This window comes from Streptomyces sp. NPDC005566 (assembly GCF_040605575.1).
In the GTDB taxonomy this organism is placed as follows: Bacteria; Actinomycetota; Actinomycetes; order Streptomycetales; family Streptomycetaceae; genus Streptomyces.
On the sequence record NZ_JBEXDB010000018.1, the window covers coordinates 20226 to 37476 of the forward strand.

The window sequence follows — 17251 nt, forward strand, 5'->3', positions numbered from 1 at the left end:
AGGGACGACCATCCGCTGGGCACGGGTCAGAGGCGGAGCTCCGGCGGGAAACCGGTCCAGTGGAGCTCGGCGGGAAGGTGACCCATGTCGTTCACCATGACCACGGCGGCCGGCCGGCCGGGCGTGTAACGGATGACGGTCAGTGCCGCGTTGGAGTGGTTCAGGCCCATCCATCGCCACGCGGGGGCGTCGAGGGCGTCCCGTACGAACCAGGCGGCCAGGAACGCGTGGGTGACGACCAGTTCATGGCGGGGTTCGTCGCCGTCGACGGGCCCGGTGAAGCGCGCCGTCGCGGCGCGGGCCAGCTCCGGTCCCCGGTCGCGTTCCTCGGCAGGGAACTGGTCCATGAAGGCCAGGAGACGGTCCGCCGAGTCGGGCGGGAGCTCGTCCCGCTGCGGGAGGTACGGGAGGTAGTCCCCGGCCGGTTCGCAGGCGTACAGGGGGACACCGTCGAGCCGGTCGCGGACCAGCCGGGCGGTCTGCGCGGCGCGGGGGAGCGGGCCGTGATGGATCGCGGAGACGGGGCTGCCCCGGAGCCGCTCGCCGAGCAGCGCCGCCTGGCGCCGCCCGTTCTCCGTCAGCTCGGTCTCGTCCGGCGACGCCTCGCCGTGGCGGGCGAGATAGAGGTAGCGGGTTGCGGTCACGGTGCGGTCCTTCTCGCTGCGGCGCGGATCCTGGGGACGCGGTGGTGGACGTTGCGGGGGATCACCTTGGTTCCGCGACCGGACGGCACACCCGGATCGACTCGTCGCGCGTTCGGGTGAATGCCGGGGCGGTGGTGCCTTGGGGGGCCGGGGCGGAGGGCTCCGGCGGGGGTGGACCCGGCGTGTCGCGTACGCCGGGTTTGGCACAGTGCCGCTCCATGATCAAGGAGCGGGGTGAACGGTGTGTCCGGGGTGCAGGGACTGAGTGATCCGACGGGTCCGTCGGGGCAGGCGCGTGGCGGCGCCGGCCGGGAGCAGCTGAGGCACAGCGACGGGCCATGGCTGCGGGCCGCGGGGGGTGCGGAGGCGCTGCGTACGCACCTGGGCCCCGTGCCCTCGGAGCTGGCGCTGGCTCACCAAGGGCTCACAGCGGGGGCCGGTGACCTGTCGGCGCTGGCCGAACTCGGCACCGTACGCACGTCGTGGGAGCGGCGGATCGCGGCGGCCCAGGGCGAGTGCGCGAGCCTCGCGGGCAAACTGCGGGCCGTCGCGCGGATCCAGGGCGCGACGAACGAGGCCGTGAGGTCGTCGTTCGCACCGGCGGCGCGGTGAAGCCGGCCGCAGGGCTGACCTGGGCGGCGTTACGGGACCTGAAATGCGCCGAACTGGAAGGAGCGGCCGACGGATGGGGCCGCGCGAGCAACCGGGCCGACGCGGCACGCGACCGGATCGACAAACAACTCCTGAACGGGCTGCGCGACACGCAGCAGGGCGAAGCGGCGGACTCGGCGGTCGCGCGGCTGCGGCAACTGAGCCGGAACTTCCAATACGTGTACACGGAGTGCGGGCTGCTCCGTACGACGCTGAACAGCCTGGCCCACGAGATGAAGGCACAACAGCGGGTGCTGGCGGATGCGCTGGACGATGCGGCTGCGCTGAAGTTCACGGTGCACCCGAACGGTTCGGTGGCGTATCCCGCAGCCGGCGAGGGACTGATCGACGGCAAGCCGCTCCGGGGTGGCACGGCGTCGTCGGGCGGGCTGCCGGGGCTGGTCGCACCCTCGGGGCTGATCGCGCCGAACCCGAACACGGCGAAGGCGCAGGACATCGCCGACCGGGTGGCGGGGGCGGTACGGGCAGCGGCCGAGATCGACTGGCGGTACGCGGGGATCCTGCGACGCCTGAAGGCCGAGGAGGGCCTGAAGGTCCCGGACTCGACGTGGAAGGACGCGGCTGGGGACGCGGCAGCGGTCCGGGACGCGGCGCGGTCGTACCTCAGGGACGGCATCCCGCAGGACGCGACCCCGGCCGAACGGCACGCGTGGTGGGCGGGCCTGACACAGGAACAACGCGAGGAGTACCTGGCGGTGTACCCGGACCGGATCGGCAACCTGGACGGGATCCCGGCGGCCGTGAGGGACGCGGCGAACCGGGACAACCTGCAGCTGCTGATCGGGAAGCTGGAGGGGCGGGACGACGAGAGGTCGGTGACGCAGCTGGCGGGGCTGCGGGAGATCGACCGGCAGTTGCAGGCGGCTCCGAAGCCGGGGGAGCCACCCATGTTTTTGCTCGGCATCAGCGATGAGGGTAACGGGAGGGCGATTGTCTCGTACGGCAACCCGGACGCGGCTAGGAACGTATCGGCGTACGTGCCGGGGCTGAACACGTCTTTGGATCGAGAGTTCGCGGAGGGCGACCTTAAGCGTGCCCGTGACACGGCAATTGGTAGTCGCTATTACGACCCCTCTAGTGCAGCGATTGTATGGTTGGGATACGACGCGCCGCAATCTCCAGATGGGTTCGGAAGTTTAGCTGTCATAGGAGAGGACAGGGCTGAGGAGGGTGGGGCCGCATTTACGGGATTCATGGGCGGGTTGGTGGCCGCCAATGAAAACGAGGACCCGCACTTTACGGCGATCGGTCACTCGTATGGTTCGCGAACTGTCGGTGCTGCCACCCAACAGGGTGATGGCATTCCAGGAGTTGACGACATTGTCCTTGTCGGCAGCCCTGGAGTGGGTGTCGATCGGGCACAGGACCTGGGGGTGGGGGAAGGGCATGTATTTGTCGGTGCGGCAGAGAACGACGTGGTGACGAAACTCCCATCCAAGCAGCAGGTGGCTTTAGGTGCCGCCGCGGGCCCTTTTGCATCCGTGGTCGGGGGCATCGCCGACCGCGGTGACGATGATCTCTGGTTCGGAAGGGATCCGGCGAGCGAGGCGTTCGGCGCCAACCGATTCCGTGTTGATGACGGGCCACGTCTTGTGGGCGCCAACGGGCTGTCCATCGACGCGCATTCTCAATATTTCGATCCAGTCAGAGATTCGACATCAGCCAACAATATCGCCTTGATTGCTGCTGGGCGTTCCGAGAAAGTTAAGGCGGAGGAGCACCGGTAATGCGAGGTTCCTGGGGTGTAGTCGCTGCTCTGGTTATTTTTGGGTCGCTCTCTGGTTGCGTGGAGAGCGTCACGCCACTAAGTGGAAGTAAGAGGGCTGATATGGATATGCAGGAGGCGGCGGGGCGCGCCGACGGGATTCTCGACGAAGTGCTGAAGGAGATTCATCCAGAGGTTCGATGGACTCACGGGCCTACCACGACAGGCAGCTGTGATGTGACTCGAAGGCGCGCAGTCATGACCATCGTGTCCCCGGATCGCCGAGGCAGTTTCCTTGGCGTAGTCGACCGCTCCTGGCGAAAGAGCGGGTACAGGATCAAGTCCATCAACAACGATCCAGATGTGCCGGCAATCTTCGCTCAGACGAAGGACGGATTCGGGGTCAGTCTGATCGTCGGAGGCGAAGGGCAAGTGTTCTTCGAGGTCGACAGCCCCTGCGTCCAGGAATCAGAAGTCGCCGAGTCCACCACCAGGCCGACCGCGCCCACCTACGAGGGCATGGAGCACATCCCCCGCCCCAACATCCACTCCGCCTTCTGGTCCGCCGGCGCCCCCTGACCCCCCGTAGCCGCCCCTGACGCCCCCTCATGCCCCCATCCACCCGTACACACCAGCGAATCGCGACGTGAACCCCGCCCGAATGGGGGATGGTTGTGGGGTGCGGAAATACTGGGTGTTCCTCGGCGGCGGCATCGGGCTGGGTCTGTGCTTCATCGCTCTGCTCGTCGTGGGTACGTACTCCGCCGCCGCCGGTATCTCCGGGGCGGGCGGTGCCGTAGGGCTGGCCAAGGGGGCCGTTCCTGCGCGGTATCAGCCGCTCGTGGAGAAGTGGGGCAACCTCTGCCCGGCCATCAACCCCGCCCTGCTGGCCGCCCAGCTGTACCAGGAGAGCGGCTGGAATCCCCGTGCCCAGAGTCATGCGGCCGCGCAGGGCATCGCGCAGTTCATCCCCGGTACGTGGGCCGCGCACGGCGTCGACGGGGACAACGACGGGGACCGGGACGTGTGGGATCCGGCCGATGCGATTCCGTCCGCCGCTTCGTACGACTGCGAGCTGGCCGGGTACGTCAAGAAGGTGCCGGGCGATCCGACCGACAACATGCTCGCCGCCTACAACGCCGGGGCTTACCGGGTGATCCGGGCCGGCGGGGTTCCCGCGATCTCCGAGACGCAGAATTACGTCAAAATCATCCGGTCGCTGGAGAAGAGCTTCGCCAGGCCCGTGGGCCGGGTCGCGCCCTCCCAACAGGCGGCCGGGGCGATCTACTTCGCGCAGAAGAAGCTCGGTACGCCCTACCTCTGGGGCGGCAACGGTACGGCGGCCCAGGGTGGCCGGTTCGACTGTTCGGGGCTGACGCAGGCCGCGTACCGGACCGTCGACATCGAGCTGCCGCGGGTGGCCAATGACCAGTACAACGCCGGGCCGCACCCCTCGCGGGACGAGTTGCTCCCCGGTGACCTGGTGTTCTTCTCGGACGACCTGAACAACTCGCGGGCCATCCGGCACGTGGGGCTCTACGTCGGAGGCGGGTACATGATCAACGCACCGTTCACCGGGGCCGTGATCCGGTTCGACAAGATCGACACCCCTGACTACTTCGGTGCGACGAGAGTCACAGAGGACGGAGCCGCGGCTCTTCCGACCGCTCTCCCGCAGGGCTGACGGACCGTGGACCATGGCCGGAACTCTCCGTAAGGCCCAGGCCCTGAGCAGCGACGATGAGTCACTCTTCGATAACGTCATGGTGATCATTCGGTGGAGAGCGGAACGTACGCAGCCAACAGGCCGTTCCCTGGACTGGGACAGCATGCGCACTGACCATGCGGCACTGGCCAGGACAGTCACGCGGCACGGCGCCGACGGCGTCACGCAGTACTGAATCGCACCGACCACGGGGGTCCGACAAAGGCGACGCACAGCGCTGTGCGTCGCAGCAGCAGACAAGGCAAGGGGCCGTAGCAGATGGCTGGACTCGCACTCGATGGGTCGAACCCGGACGTCAGCCTGCTCTACGACATCAACGGGCTGGCGAAGGCCGCTCCTGCCTGGTTCGACCGGGTCATGGAGTTCGTCGGTGAATACGGGATCATGCTCGGCATGGTCCTGGTGGTCCTGTGGTGCTGGTGGAGCGTGCGCCGACGCGGGACGGCCGACGATTCGGTGACGGCGGTCGCCGGGCTCGTGTGGGCACCCCTCGCGGCCGGAATCGCGTTGCTCGTGAACATCCCGATCCGAGGGTTCGTGGAGCGGCGGCGTCCGTTCTACGACCACGAGGGACTCGACGTCCTGGTGGCGGGCAAGACCGACTTCTCCTTCGTGAGCGACCACGCGACGATGGCGATGGCGATCGCGGTGGGGCTCTTCGTGGCCAACCGGAAGTTCGGCCTGGCAGCGATCGCGCTGGCGCTCCTGGAGGGCTTCTGCCGGGTCTACATGGGCGTGCACTACCCGACCGACGTGATCGGCGGCTTCGCTCTCGGTACGTCGGTGGCGCTGCTGCTGGCCCCGCTGGCCATGATGCTGCTGACTCCGCTGGTGACGGCCGTGTCGCGTTCCGGGTCGGTCGGGTGGCTCGTCCGCTCGCGCCGGCCGATCGCTTCCTCGGCCGATGAGCTGGATGAGTCGCGCGGGATCCCCGAGCCGCGTCCCGGCTCGGGGCGTGGCGGCTCGCCCGGCGAGAAGGACCTCGCAGCGTAGGGACCGCGCAGCGCGGCGCGGCGTTCGACGGCCGCAGAGGGGTGCCCCCGAAGGGGCGTCCCTCTGCGGCCGTCCTTCGTTGTCCGGTGTTCCGGCAGGCGTGTTGACGGGGCATCATGTTCACCATTCGGGGGTGATGCGGTGTGGCTGGGCGTCGGCCGTCACGGCAGGAAGTCAATCGGCGGCACGGGCGTGCGGGGTTCGTGGGGCGCCGCGGTGAGCTGGCGGTCTTCCGGGAGACCTTTGCCCGCGATCCGGAAGAGGTCGACTTTCCGTTCCTGTTCCATGTGCGCGGCAACGGCGGCGTGGGCAAGTCCACCCTCGTACGGCAGTGGGAGGCCGCGGCGCGCGAGCAGACCTCGGTGGTCACGGCGTTCGTCGACGACGACGTGCACGACGCGCTCGAGGCGATGGAGGCGGTCAGTGCCCGGCTCGGCCAGCAGGGGCACCCGCTGAAGCGGTTCGACAAGCAGTTGGCGACCTACCGTCAGCGCCGCCACCAGGCCGAGAACGCGGCTCCCGCTCCGCAGGCCCTGCCGGGTGAGCCGGGTGCGGCCGAGACCGGACCCGCCCCCGCCGCGTCGCCGTCGAGCACGGTGGCCGCGCAGGTGGGTCTGGTCGGGCTGGGGATGCTGCCCGGTGTCGGGGCGTTCGTCGGGGCGGTCGATCCGCAACAGGTGGCGCTGGGAGCCGACCGGATGCGGACGATGCTCAACATGCGGTTGCGCAGCCACGACGATGTGCAGCTGGTGATGAATCCGGTGGCCGGTCTCGCCCCGGTGTTCCTGGAGGACCTGGCGGAGGTCTCCGAGCGGTGCGAGCGGGTGGTGCTGTTCTTCGACGTGTACGAGCGGACCGGACCGGTGCTCGACGGCTGGCTGCGGAGCATCGTCTTCGGCGAGGAGTACGGGGGCCTGCCCGTCAACGTGCAGGTCGTGCTGTCCGGGCAGCTGCGCCTGGACGCCCGGGTCTGGGGCGACTGGCTGGGGCAGGTCACCGAGGTGCGCCTGGAGGTGTTCACCGAGGAGGAGGCCCGTACGCTCCTCGCCACGCACGGCGTCGCCGACGAGCCCAGCATCGAGCTGGTCCTGCGCCTGTCCGGGCGGCTTCCGCTGCTGGTCGACATGCTGGCCCGGAGCGACCCGGGCACCGGGGACAGCATCGGGGATCCGTCGGAGACGGCGGTCGAGAGGTTCCTGAGGTGGGAGCCGGAGGCCGAGCGCCGTGAGGCTGCGCTGGCCTGCGCGCTGCCTCTGCAGTTGAACGAGGACATCTACCGGTCGGCCGTTCCGGAGGCCGCCGCCGACGGTTACCCGTGGCTCCGCGGCCTGGCCTTCGTCTCCTCGCAGGCGGGCCGGTGCCGCTACCACGACGTCGTCCGCGCAGCGATGCTGCGCCTGCAGCGCACCCGGTCCCCCTCCCGGTGGCAGCAGGCGCACACCCGCCTCGCCGACACGTTCGAGCAGTGGCGGCTGGCGGCGGAGGCCGATCTCGGTACCGAGGCCGACGGGCACTGGGCGGACGCGGCCTGGCGTGAGCACCGGCTCAACGAGACGTACCACCGGCTGTGTGCGAACCCGCGTACCGCGCTTCCGGACGCCCTCCACCAGGCGGTTCAGGCCGTCGATCTCGACCTGGCGACACTGCGCCGCTGGGCCCAGATCCTCGGTCAGGCCGGGGAGGACACCGGGACGGCCGTACTCACGTCCTGGGGGCGGCGCCTGGAAGCCGCCGGGGAGCAGGAGACGGCAGGCGTCGCCGTGCTGACGCTGCTGCTGGCCGCGACCGAACTGGACGCGGAAGGAAGGAGTCTGGCCTACCGCGTCCGCTCCCGCGAGCACGTGGCGGTGGGCGATCACGAGAGCGCGCTGGCGGACTGCGCCGCGGCCCTGAGCCTCGCGCCGGACACCGCGCGCAACTATGCGGCGCGCGGTGAGACGTACCGGCTGATGGGCCGGCTCGAGGAGGCGCTGGCCGACTGCACCCGCGCGATCGAGCTCGAACCGGACTACGAGTGGGCCATCGCCAGCCGCGGGCAGACGTACCTGGCCATGGGCCGGCACGAGGAAGCCCTGGCCGACCACACCCGCGCGATCGAGCTCGACCCCGGGTACGAGTGGGCCGTCGCCAACCGTGGGGAGACGTACCGGCGCATGGAGCGCTTCGACGAGGCCCTGGCCGACTTCTCGCACGCTCTCGACCTCAACCCCCGGTACGCCTGGGCCCTCGGCAGCCGCGGGCTGACCTACCAGGTGCTGGAGAGGTACGAGGACGCGCTCGCCGAGTTCTCGCGCGCCCTCGACATCAACCCCCACTACGCCTGGGCCCTGGCCAGCCGTGGGCAGACGTACCAGGCGATGGGGCGGTACGAGGAGGCGCTCGCCGAGTACACCCGCGCCCTCGACATCGACCCCGACTATGCGTGGGCCTTCGCCAACCGCGGTGAGACGTACCGGGAACTGGCCCGTTTCGACGTGGCGCTCGCCGACTACACGCGTGCCCTCGACATCAACCCCCAGTACGCCTGGGCCCTGGGCAGCCGTGGGGAGGCGTACCAGGCGATGGGGCGGTACGAGGAGGCGCTCGCCGATTACACGCGGGCCCTCGGGATCGCCCCACTCTCCGAATGGATCATCAACGGCCGCGCCCAGGTCCTTCTTCTGATGGGCCGCCATGACGAGGCGCTCGCCGACTGTGTCCGGGGCCTGGACCTCGACTCCGAGGACGGCTGGAACCTGGGTCTCCACGCCGTGGCTCTGCGCCTGACCGGTGACGAGGAGGCGGCCGGGGAGCAGTTCCGGCGCGCTGTCCGGGTGTCCGCGGCCGGCGCGGAGAGTGAGGGCCCGAAGGCAGCGCGGGCGCACGAGTGCCTGTTCGTCATGACCTGCGCGCTGCCGGACCCGGACGGGGCCGCCGTACTGTTCGACGCCCTACTCGACCGTGCGCCCGCCCGGAACCTCATCCAGGACCTTCTGGAGGACCTGGCGATCCTCCGGAGGCTCCTGCCGGAAACAGGTCCGGCCACGGAGGTCTTCGTGCGGCGGCTGGAAGAGATCCTCGAACGTCCGGTCACCCCTTAGCCCGGGACAGCTCCCAGCCGGAACCCCTCAGAGACCGGGCGCCTCGGGGCGGCCCGGCGCCGCGTTGTGGTGTTCGGCGTCGGTGCGGGCCCGGTCGCGCGAGCGTCTGGCCGGTCCCGACCAGCCGCAGGTGCAGCGGGCCAGGCAGAAGGAGCCTCGTTCGACGGTGGTGGTGGTGTGTGCCGGGGCGGGGGCATGGACGGCGGAGTCCGGGGGGTCCTCATACACGCGTCCACGGTACTGGGGCCGGCCGGCGGCGTCCGCGAGTGGGCCGATCGGCTTCCCGAAGCGCCCGCATGGGGTGGGGCGGGCCCTTGTGGCGTGACGGGGCGCCCCGGTGGTCGTTATGCGAGGCGGGCGGGAGCTCGGTCAGGGGTACGTCGTTGGGGGTTGGCAGGCGATGGTGGTGCAGCAGCACAGGTGCGGAGGCGGGGCACTGGCTGTGTGCGCCCTGGCCGTGGCGGGTGTGATGGCGGTGAGCACCGGGTGCTCCGGCAGGGGCGACGGTGACGGGGCCGGGGAGCGGTCCGTGGCCGGTGACGGCGGACCGGCCGGCGCCCCGGCTGCTGTGGTCCGGAGGGCCGCCGACCGGCTGACCGGCGCGGGCAGCGCCGAGACGCGTACGTCGATGGAGACCGCGGCCGGCGGGACCCGGGTGACGATCAGGGGCCAGGGAGCGTACGACTTCCGCAGGCAGCTGGGCCGTATCAAGGTCGTACTGCCCAAGGACGCGGCGGGCGCGGACGGGCACCGGCCGATCACCGAGCTGCTGGCGCCAGGGGCGCTGTACATGAAGAACCGCGGTGCCGGAGTGCCCGACGACAAGTGGGTCAGGATCGACACGACGGCTCTGGAGGACGGCAATCTCGTCACCGGCGGCGTCACCGATCCGATGGCCGCCGCCGAACTCCTGCGCGGTGCGGGAGAGGTGACGTACGTGGGGAGGACGGAGCTCGCCGGGGTGGCGGTCCGTCACTACCGGGGGACCTCCGACATCGGGCGCGCGGCAGGAGCGGCTTCGCCGTCCTCGCGCGGGGCGCTGACGGCCGCGGCGAAAGGGTTCAGCACGGACGCGGTGCCCTTCGACGCGTATCTCGACGACAAGGGTCTGCTGCGGAAGGTGCGCCACCGCTTCAGCTTCGCCACGGAGGGGCCGGCGGTGTCGGTGGTGTCGACGATGCTGCTGTACGGGTTCGGGGCACCGGTTGCCGTGGAGCTTCCGCCCGCCGGGGACATCTACACGGGCAGCATCCAGCAGGGGCGGGGTGGCCCGGAAACACCGTAGGGAGGGGGCTGAAATGGTCCGTCCGTGCCATGCGCGGTGCGTGTTGCGCTGCCTACCCTAGGAAGTCGGTGCGCCAGGGTCGGCGACGGCAGAGAGAGGTGACGCAGGTGGTGACGCTCAGCGCTCCGAACGCTCAGGACTGTGTGGCTCTCGCCGAGATCGAACTGTGCGGCGAGCTCATGATCGCGGCTTCGGACACGTGTGAGGACCGGCTGAGTGCGGACCGCATCGACGAGGTGCTCAACGTCACGACGGTCTTGGCCGAGCGGCCGCCGACGATCCCCCGGCAGTGCACCCACGGGGGATGAGCTCCGGCTCCGCCACTGTCGGACATCTCACGGACCTCGTCGCCGTCCGTACGTTTCCGGCCACCTCAGGTACGCAGGAGGCGGGCGATCGCCTTCGTGGCCTCTTCGACCTTCGCGTCGACCTCCGCACCGCCCTTGACCGCGGCATCGGCGACGCAGTGGCGCAGGTGTTCCTCCAGCAGCTGGAGGGCGAAGGACTGCAGGGCCTTCGTGGACGCCGAGACCTGGGTGAGTATGTCGATGCAGTAGATGTCCTCGTCCACCATGCGCTGCAGGCCACGGACCTGGCCCTCGATGCGGCGCAGCCGCTTCAGGTGCTCGTCCTTCTGGTGGTGGTAGCCGTGAATGCCGCGGTCATGGTCGGTGACGACCTCTTCCGTACCGGCTGCGTCGGCTGATTCAGTGGCCTCGGTCGTGGTCATGGGGTCCTCCCGTTGTCCTCGTGCTCTGCGTCCGCAGACCTGTCTGCGCAGTCTGTATACCCCTGCCGGGTATATCGTAACGAATCCAGCCGAAACGTGACCGGGGGTCCGTGCTGATCACTGTGCCCGATGCGCGACACTGAATAACGCCGGTTAGCCGTGGCCGGATGATGCGCCTAGCATCAGCCTGACCGAATCCAAAGCACCCCGAGGACCCCACGTGCGCTTTCGTCTGACCCCCAGGGAGACGAGCTTCTACGACATGTTTTCCGCATCCGCGGACAACATCGTCACGGGCTCGAAACTCCTGATGGAACTGCTCGGGGCGGATTCTGCCTCCCGAGTCGAGATCGCGGAGCGTATGCGGGCAGCGGAGCACGCGGGGGACGATGCCACCCACGCGATCTTCCACCAGCTGAACTCCTCCTTCATCACGCCGTTCGACCGCGAGGACATCTACAACCTCGCGTCGTCGCTCGACGACATCATGGACTTCATGGAGGAGGCCGTCGACCTGGTCGTGCTGTACCAGGTGGACGAGCTCCCCAAGGGCGTCGAGCAGCAGATCGAGGTGCTGGCCCGCGCTGCGGAGCTGACCGCCGAGGCCATGCCGAGCCTGCGGACCATGCAGAACCTCACCGAGTACTGGATCGAGGTCAACCGTCTCGAGAACCAGGCCGACCAGATCCACCGCAAGCTGCTCGCCCAGCTCTTCAACGGCAAGTACGACGCCATGGAAGTGCTGAAGCTCAAGCAGATCGTGGATGTGCTGGAAGAGGCCGCTGACGCGTTCGAGCACGTTGCGAACACCGTGGAGACCATCGCGGTCAAGGAGTCCTGAACCTCGTGGACACCTTTGCGCTGATCGTGACCATCGGCGTCGCGCTCGGCTTCACGTATACGAACGGCTTCCACGACTCGGCGAACGCCATCGCCACCTCGGTCTCCACCCGGGCGCTGACCCCGCGTGCGGCTCTGGCGATGGCCGCTGTGATGAACCTCGCCGGCGCCTTCCTGGGCCAGGGGGTCGCCAAGACCGTCAGTGAAGGGATCATCGCCACGCCCGAGGGGCAGAAGGGGATGGGAATCCTCTTCGCCGCGCTCGTCGGCGCGATCATCTGGAACCTCATCACCTGGTACTACGGCCTGCCCTCCTCGTCCTCGCACGCCCTGTTCGGCGGCATGGTCGGCGCGGCGCTGGCCGGCGGGACGATGGTGCACTGGGACGGCGTCCTCGACAAGATCGTCATCCCGATGTTCCTCTCACCGGTCATCGGTCTGGTCGTCGGCTATCTGGTGATGGTCGCGATCATGTGGATGTTCCGGAAGTCCAACCCCCACAAGGCCAAGCGCGGCTTCCGTATCGCGCAGACGGTCTCGGCGGCGGGCATGGCGCTCGGGCACGGCCTCCAGGACGCGCAGAAGACGATGGGCATCGTCGTGATGGCGCTGGTCATCGCCGATGTCGAGGGACCCAACGACGAGATTCCGGTCTGGGTGAAGATCTCCTGCGCGCTGATGCTCTCGCTCGGTACGTACGCGGGCGGCTGGCGCATCATGCGTACGCTCGGCCGGAAGATCATCGAGCTGGACCCGCCGCAGGGCTTCGCGGCGGAGACGACGGGTGCGTCGATCATGTTCGGCTCGGCGTTCCTGTTCCACGCACCGATCTCCACCACGCACGTGATCACCTCGGCGATCATGGGTGTGGGCGCCACCAAGCGGGTGAACGCCGTGCGGTGGGGCGTGGCCAAGAACATCATCCTGGGATGGTTCATCACCATGCCGGCGGCGGCGCTGGTCGCCGCGCTCAGCTATGGCGTCGTGGTCCTGCTCTTCGGGTGACGGCGTGACCGCACCACCGTGGTGACCGCGTGTCCGCAGTGACCGCGTGACCGGCCACATGGGCCCGCCCCCGCTCCGATCGGAAGATCGCGAGCGGGGGCGGGCCCTCTGCCTTGTGGTGGCACCGCCATGCAGCACCCCAAGGCCGTCTGTGGTGATCCGAAGCGGGTTATCCGAAGCGGCCCGAGATGTAGTCCTCGGTCGCCTGGACCGACGGGTTGGAGAAGATCCGCTCCGTCTCGTCGATCTCGATCAGCCGGCCGGGCTTGCCCACCGCCGAGAGGTTGAAGAACGCCGTACGGTCCGAGACGCGCGCCGCCTGCTGCATGTTGTGCGTCACGATGACGATCGTGAAGCGCTCCTTCAGCTCACCGACCAGGTCCTCGATCGCGAGGGTCGAGATCGGGTCGAGTGCCGAGCACGGCTCGTCCATCAGCAGCACGTCCGGCTCGACGGCGATGGCGCGGGCGATGCACAGGCGCTGCTGCTGGCCGCCGGAGAGGCCGGAGCCGGGCTTGTTCAGGCGGTCCTTGACCTCGTTCCAGAGGTTGGCGCCCCGCAGGGACTTCTCGACGACGTCCGACAGCTGGTTCTTGCGGTACGAGCCGTTCAGCTTCAGGCCCGCGGCGACGTTGTCGAAGATCGACATGGTCGGGAACGGGTTCGGGCGCTGGAAGACCATGCCGACGGTGCGGCGCACGGTGACCGGGTCGACCCCGGGCCCGTACAGGTTCTCGTCGTCCAGCAGCACCTTGCCCTCGACGCGGCCACCGGGGGTGACCTCGTGCATGCGGTTCAGGGTGCGCAGGAAGGTGGACTTGCCGCAGCCGGACGGGCCGATGAAGGCGGTCACGGAGCGGGGCTCCACGGTCATCGAGATGTCCTCGATGGCCTTGTGGGAGCCGTAGTAGGCGGTGAGCCCGCCGATGTCGATTCGCTTGGCCATGGAAATCACTGCTTCTTTCGGAGGTCGCTGCGGGGCCGCGTCAGCGACCGGTCTTCGGGGCCTTCCAGCGGGCGATACCGCGCGCCGCCAGATTGAGGATCATGACGAAGGCGATCAGGACCAGGGCTGCGGCCCAGGCACGGTCGTAGGACGCGGCCTCGCCGACCTTGTACTGCTCGTAGATGTAGAACGGCAGTGAGGACTGGGCGCCTTCGAAGGGGTTCGTGTTGATCAGCTGGCTGCCGAAGACCAGCAGGATGATCGGTGCCGTCTCCCCCGCGATACGGGCGATGGCGAGCATGACGCCCGTGGTGATGCCGCCGATCGCGGTGGGGAGGACCACCTTCAGGATGGTGCGCCACTTGGGGATGCCCAGGGCGAGGGAGGCCTCGCGGAGCTCGTTCGGGACGAGCTTGAGCATCTCCTCCGTGGAGCGGACCACGACCGGCATCATCAGGATCGTCAGGGCGAGCGCGCCCATCAGGCCGGACGGCTCGATGCTCGCGATCAGCATGATCGACAGGATGAAGAGGCCGGCGACGATCGACGGGATCCCGGTCATCACGTCGACGAAGAAGGTGACGGACCTGGCCAGCGCGCCCTTGCCGTACTCGACGAGGTAGACCGCGGTCAGCAGTCCGAGCGGGGCGGAGATCACCGTGGCGATGCCGACCTGCTCCAGGGTGCCGATCAGCGCGTGGTAGACGCCGCCGCTGTCCTCCGAGCCGAGGACTCCGGCCATGGAGTGGGTGAGGAAGTACCCGTCGAGGCGCTCGGAGCCGCGGCTGATGGTGGTCCACAGCAGCGAGGCGAGCGGGACGACGGCGACGACGAAGCACACCCAGACGATGCTGGTGGCGAGGCGGTCCTTGGCCTGACGCTTGTTCTCGACCGCGGTCGTCACGACGTAGGAGACGGCCAGGAAGAGCAGGGCGGACACCAGGCCCCACTGCACGCGGCTGTGCCAGCCGGCGGCGATGCTGATGCCGACGCCGAGCGCGATCGCGACGGCGGCGAATCCGAGCGGCGCCCACCGGGGGAGGCTGCGGCTGCTGAGGCTGCCCTTGCGGTGGTCCGGCGAGGTCCGCGGACGCTTGTCCTGGACGTCGGTGGTGGTGGCGTGGCTCATGCGTTGGCCCCCGAGTACTCCTTGCGGCGGGCGATGATGAGCCGGGCCGCGCCGTTGACCAGCAGGGTGAGGACGAAGAGGACGAGGCCCGAGGCGATCAGGGCGTCACGCCCGAATTCGTCGGCCTCGCCGAACTTGGCCGCGATGTTCTGCGCGAAGGTCCCGCCGCCCGGATTGAGCACGTGCAGCGAGATGAGGAAGCTCGGCGACAGGACCGTGGCGACGGCCATCGTCTCGCCGAGCGCCCGGCCCAGGCCCAGCATCGAGGCGGAGATGATCCCGGAGCGGCCGAAGGGCAGTACCGAGAGGCGGATGACCTCCCAGCGGGTGGCTCCGAGGGCGAGCGCGGCCTCCTCGTTCATCTTCGGGACCTGGAGGAAGACCTCGCGGCTGACGCTGGTGACGATCGGCAGGATCATGATCGCGAGCAGGATGCCGACGGTGAAGAGCGAGCGGGCGACGCCGACCTCGGTCTTCTCGAAGATGTACGTCCAGCCGAAGAACTGGTCGAGCCAGAGGTTCAGGCCCTCCAGGTACGGCACGAGGACGAGCGCGCCCCAGATGCCGTAGACGATGCTGGGCACGGCGGCGAGCAGGTCGATGACGTAGGCGATCGGGGCGGCCAGCCTGCGCGGCGCGTAGTGCGAGATGAAGAGGGCGATGCCGACAGCGATCGGAACCGCGATGAGCATCGCGATGATCGAGCTGACGACCGTGCCGAAGAGGAGGACCGCGATGCCGAAGACCGGCGGGTCACCGGCCGGGTTCCAGTCGAAGGTGGTGAGGAAGTTGCCCTCGTCCTTCGAGATCGCGATGACGGCGCGGTAGGTGAGGAACACGGCGATCGACGCCATGATCACGAGCAGCAGGATGCCCGAGCCCCGCGAGAGGCCCAGGAAGATCTTGTCGCCGGCGCGCCCGGTGGTCCTGGGGCGGCCGCGCGTGGCCGGCGGAGCCGGTGGGATGTCGAGCGGTGTCGTGGAAGCCATGGTCTTTCCGGTCTGTGTGGGGGAGCGGCGGCTCCCCTGGCGGCGGTGCACCGGATGGGGCTGGTGGCGGGCCGGTCCGGAGGGGTGCGCCGGACCGGCCTGCCGTATGCGTCGTGCGCGGTACGGGTTACGAGAGGGCGGCGACCGTCTCGCGGACCTTGGCGTTGATCTCCGCGGGGATCGGCGCGTAGCCGGCCTCGGAGAGGACCTTCTGGCCGTCCTCGGAGGCGGCGTAGGTCAGGAAGGACTTGACCGTGCCGAGGGTCTCGGCCTTGTTGCCGGTGTCGCAGACGACCTCGTACGTCACCAGGACCAGCGGGTACGCGCCCTCGGCCTTGGTGGTGTAGTCGAGGTCGAGCGCCAGGTCCTTGCCGGTGCCCTTGACCTTGGCGGCGGCGATGGCCTTGGAGGCGTTCTCCGAGGTGGCCTCGACCGGGGCGGCGCCACCGGTGTTGATGTCGACGGTGGTGATGTCCTGCGAGGCGGCGTAGGACAGCTCGAAGTAACCGATGGAGCCGTCGACCTGCTTGACCTGGGTGGCGACACCGGAGGAGCCGGAGGCGGCCTGGCCACCGGGCGCGGGCCACTTCTTCTCGGCCTCGTACTTCCAGTCGCTCGCGGCCGCGGCGTTCAGGTACTTGCCGAGGTTCTGCGTGGTGCCGGAGTCCTCGGAGCGGTGGAAGGGCTGGATGGCCTTGTCCGGCAGCTTGACGCCGTCGTTGAGCTTGGCGATCGCCGGGTCGTTCCACTTCTTGATCTTGGTGTCGAAGATCTTGGCGAGCGTGGGGGCATCGAGCGTGAGCTTGTCGACACCCTCGAGGTGGAAGCCGATCGCGATGGGGCCGCCGACCATGGGGAGGTTGATGCCCTGGCCCGTCTTGCAGATCTTCTTCGACTCGGCGACCTCTTCGGGCTTCAGGGCGGAGTCCGAGCCGGCGAAGCCGACGGTGCCCTGGTTGAAGGCCACGATGCCCTCGCCGGAGGAGGAGGAGTTGTAGTTGACCTCCACACCCGAGCAGGCCGCCATGTAGTTCTTGACCCAGAGGTCCATGGCGTTCTTCTGGGCGCTCGACCCGGAGGCGCGCAGCTGGCCCTCGGCGCCGTCACACTTGATGTTCGACGCGGCGGCGCTGGTCTTGGTGCCGCCGTTCGCGTCGGCACCGGTGTTGTCGTCCGAACCGCACGCCGTGAGGACCAGGGCGCCGGAGACGGCGAGGGCACCGAGCGCGGTGGCACGAAGCCGGTTCTTGCGCTGAAGCTTCACTTTCGGGGTGTTCCTTCCAGGAGCCGCCGCGGCTGGTGGTGCGGGGCGGCGTGCGATGAGGAATGGTGCGTGGCGTGGCGCCGTGCACCGTGTACGTCCGAAATTAGGCAGAACAGGTGAAGCGGCCTACGGGGCAGGGTGAACGGAAGGTGAACCGTGCCGGGCGGGCTGGTTCCGGTGCTAAAGGCCCGGCGGGGGAGGTGCCCTCGTCGCCGGGCCGGTGTCCTGGGCCGGGGTGCGCGG

At 69.0% G+C, this 17251-nt stretch carries 17 protein-coding genes; 10 read left to right on the forward strand and 7 right to left on the reverse strand.

Annotated elements, in window-relative coordinates:
* Positions 1 to 26: 26 nt before the first annotated feature.
* Complete coding sequence (locus ABZS61_RS26285) at positions 27 to 644, reverse strand: histidine phosphatase family protein (RefSeq protein WP_356426093.1); 618 nt, start codon at positions 642 to 644, stop codon at positions 27 to 29.
* A gap of 261 nt (positions 645 to 905) precedes the next feature.
* Between ABZS61_RS26285 and ABZS61_RS26290 the strand changes: the two genes are divergently transcribed.
* From ABZS61_RS26290 to ABZS61_RS26315, 6 genes are all read left to right on the forward strand, one after another.
* Positions 906 to 1256, forward strand: coding sequence for a hypothetical protein (locus tag ABZS61_RS26290; RefSeq protein WP_356426558.1), 351 nt, complete (start codon positions 906 to 908; stop codon positions 1254 to 1256).
* Positions 1253 to 3043 carry an alpha/beta hydrolase gene (locus tag ABZS61_RS26295; protein ID WP_356426096.1) on the forward strand — a complete coding sequence of 597 codons (1791 nt, stop codon included), beginning with the start codon at positions 1253 to 1255 and terminating at the stop codon, positions 3041 to 3043. The genes ABZS61_RS26290 and ABZS61_RS26295 overlap by 4 nt, the downstream gene beginning before the upstream one ends.
* A gap of 341 nt (positions 3044 to 3384) precedes the next feature.
* On the forward strand, positions 3385 to 3600 hold the full coding sequence (locus tag ABZS61_RS26300; protein ID WP_356426099.1) for a hypothetical protein: 216 nt from the start codon (positions 3385 to 3387) through the stop codon (positions 3598 to 3600).
* 115 nt (positions 3601 to 3715) lie between these two features.
* Entirely contained in the window at positions 3716 to 4705 is a 990-nt protein-coding gene (locus ABZS61_RS26305; protein ID WP_351166749.1) for a bifunctional lytic transglycosylase/C40 family peptidase, read from the forward strand.
* A 300-nt stretch (positions 4706 to 5005) separates the two neighbouring features.
* A complete protein-coding gene (locus tag ABZS61_RS26310; protein ID WP_356426102.1) occupies positions 5006 to 5740 on the forward strand; it encodes a phosphatase PAP2 family protein in 735 nt (244 codons plus the stop codon).
* A gap of 203 nt (positions 5741 to 5943) precedes the next feature.
* A complete protein-coding gene (locus ABZS61_RS26315; protein ID WP_356426105.1) occupies positions 5944 to 8820 on the forward strand; it encodes a tetratricopeptide repeat protein in 2877 nt (958 codons plus the stop codon).
* A gap of 27 nt (positions 8821 to 8847) precedes the next feature.
* Here ABZS61_RS26315 and ABZS61_RS26320 read toward each other — a convergent pair whose 3' ends face one another.
* Entirely contained in the window at positions 8848 to 9048 is a 201-nt protein-coding gene (locus tag ABZS61_RS26320; RefSeq protein WP_356426108.1) for a hypothetical protein, read from the reverse strand.
* A 172-nt stretch (positions 9049 to 9220) separates the two neighbouring features.
* Here ABZS61_RS26320 and ABZS61_RS26325 point away from each other — a divergent pair, with 172 nt between their 5' ends.
* Positions 9221 to 10105, forward strand: coding sequence for a hypothetical protein (locus tag ABZS61_RS26325; protein WP_356426111.1), 885 nt, complete (start codon positions 9221 to 9223; stop codon positions 10103 to 10105).
* 98 nt (positions 10106 to 10203) lie between these two features.
* On the forward strand, positions 10204 to 10413 hold the full coding sequence (locus ABZS61_RS26330; RefSeq protein ID WP_356426114.1) for a hypothetical protein: 210 nt from the start codon (positions 10204 to 10206) through the stop codon (positions 10411 to 10413).
* Between the two features lie 65 nt (positions 10414 to 10478).
* Here ABZS61_RS26330 and ABZS61_RS26335 read toward each other — a convergent pair whose 3' ends face one another.
* Entirely contained in the window at positions 10479 to 10835 is a 357-nt protein-coding gene (locus tag ABZS61_RS26335) for a metal-sensitive transcriptional regulator (protein ID WP_356426117.1), read from the reverse strand.
* Between the two features lie 220 nt (positions 10836 to 11055).
* Between ABZS61_RS26335 and ABZS61_RS26340 the strand changes: the two genes are divergently transcribed.
* Entirely contained in the window at positions 11056 to 11676 is a 621-nt protein-coding gene (locus tag ABZS61_RS26340) for a DUF47 family protein (protein WP_329208774.1), read from the forward strand.
* A gap of 5 nt (positions 11677 to 11681) precedes the next feature.
* Entirely contained in the window at positions 11682 to 12680 is a 999-nt protein-coding gene (locus tag ABZS61_RS26345; RefSeq protein WP_356426121.1) for an inorganic phosphate transporter, read from the forward strand.
* A 169-nt stretch (positions 12681 to 12849) separates the two neighbouring features.
* Here ABZS61_RS26345 and pstB read toward each other — a convergent pair whose 3' ends face one another.
* The 4 genes from pstB to pstS form a co-directional block, all read right to left on the reverse strand.
* Positions 12850 to 13626 (reverse strand): phosphate ABC transporter ATP-binding protein PstB, encoded by a 777-nt coding sequence (gene pstB, locus ABZS61_RS26350; protein WP_356426124.1) that lies wholly within the window; start codon positions 13624 to 13626, stop codon positions 12850 to 12852.
* Positions 13627 to 13666: 40 nt separating this feature from the next.
* The gene (pstA, locus tag ABZS61_RS26355; protein WP_356426127.1) at positions 13667 to 14755 is read right to left on the reverse strand and encodes a phosphate ABC transporter permease PstA; all 1089 of its coding nucleotides are present in this window, start codon (positions 14753 to 14755) and stop codon (positions 13667 to 13669) included.
* Positions 14752 to 15744, reverse strand: coding sequence for a phosphate ABC transporter permease subunit PstC (pstC, locus tag ABZS61_RS26360; protein ID WP_351166614.1), 993 nt, complete (start codon positions 15742 to 15744; stop codon positions 14752 to 14754). The genes pstA and pstC overlap by 4 nt, the downstream gene beginning before the upstream one ends.
* Before the next feature lie 127 nt (positions 15745 to 15871).
* Complete coding sequence (gene pstS / locus ABZS61_RS26365) at positions 15872 to 17008, reverse strand: phosphate ABC transporter substrate-binding protein PstS (RefSeq protein WP_356426132.1); 1137 nt, start codon at positions 17006 to 17008, stop codon at positions 15872 to 15874.
* Between the last annotated feature and the right edge of the window lie 243 nt (positions 17009 to 17251).

Bases quoted from the DNA above. Each gene is read 5' to 3' on its own strand.
- ABZS61_RS26325 (WP_356426111.1), top strand. From the start codon at position 9,221: ATGGTGGTGCAGCAGCACAGGTGCGGAGGCGGGGCACTGGCTGTGTGC.
- pstB (WP_356426124.1), bottom strand. From the start codon at position 13,626: ATGGCCAAGCGAATCGACATCGGCGGGCTCACCGCCTACTACGGCTCC.
- pstA (WP_356426127.1), bottom strand. From the start codon at position 14,755: ATGAGCCACGCCACCACCACCGACGTCCAGGACAAGCGTCCGCGGACC.
- ABZS61_RS26335 (WP_356426117.1), bottom strand. From the start codon at position 10,835: ATGACCACGACCGAGGCCACTGAATCAGCCGACGCAGCCGGTACGGAA.
- pstC (WP_351166614.1), bottom strand. From the start codon at position 15,744: ATGGCTTCCACGACACCGCTCGACATCCCACCGGCTCCGCCGGCCACG.
- ABZS61_RS26310 (WP_356426102.1), top strand. From the start codon at position 5,006: ATGGCTGGACTCGCACTCGATGGGTCGAACCCGGACGTCAGCCTGCTC.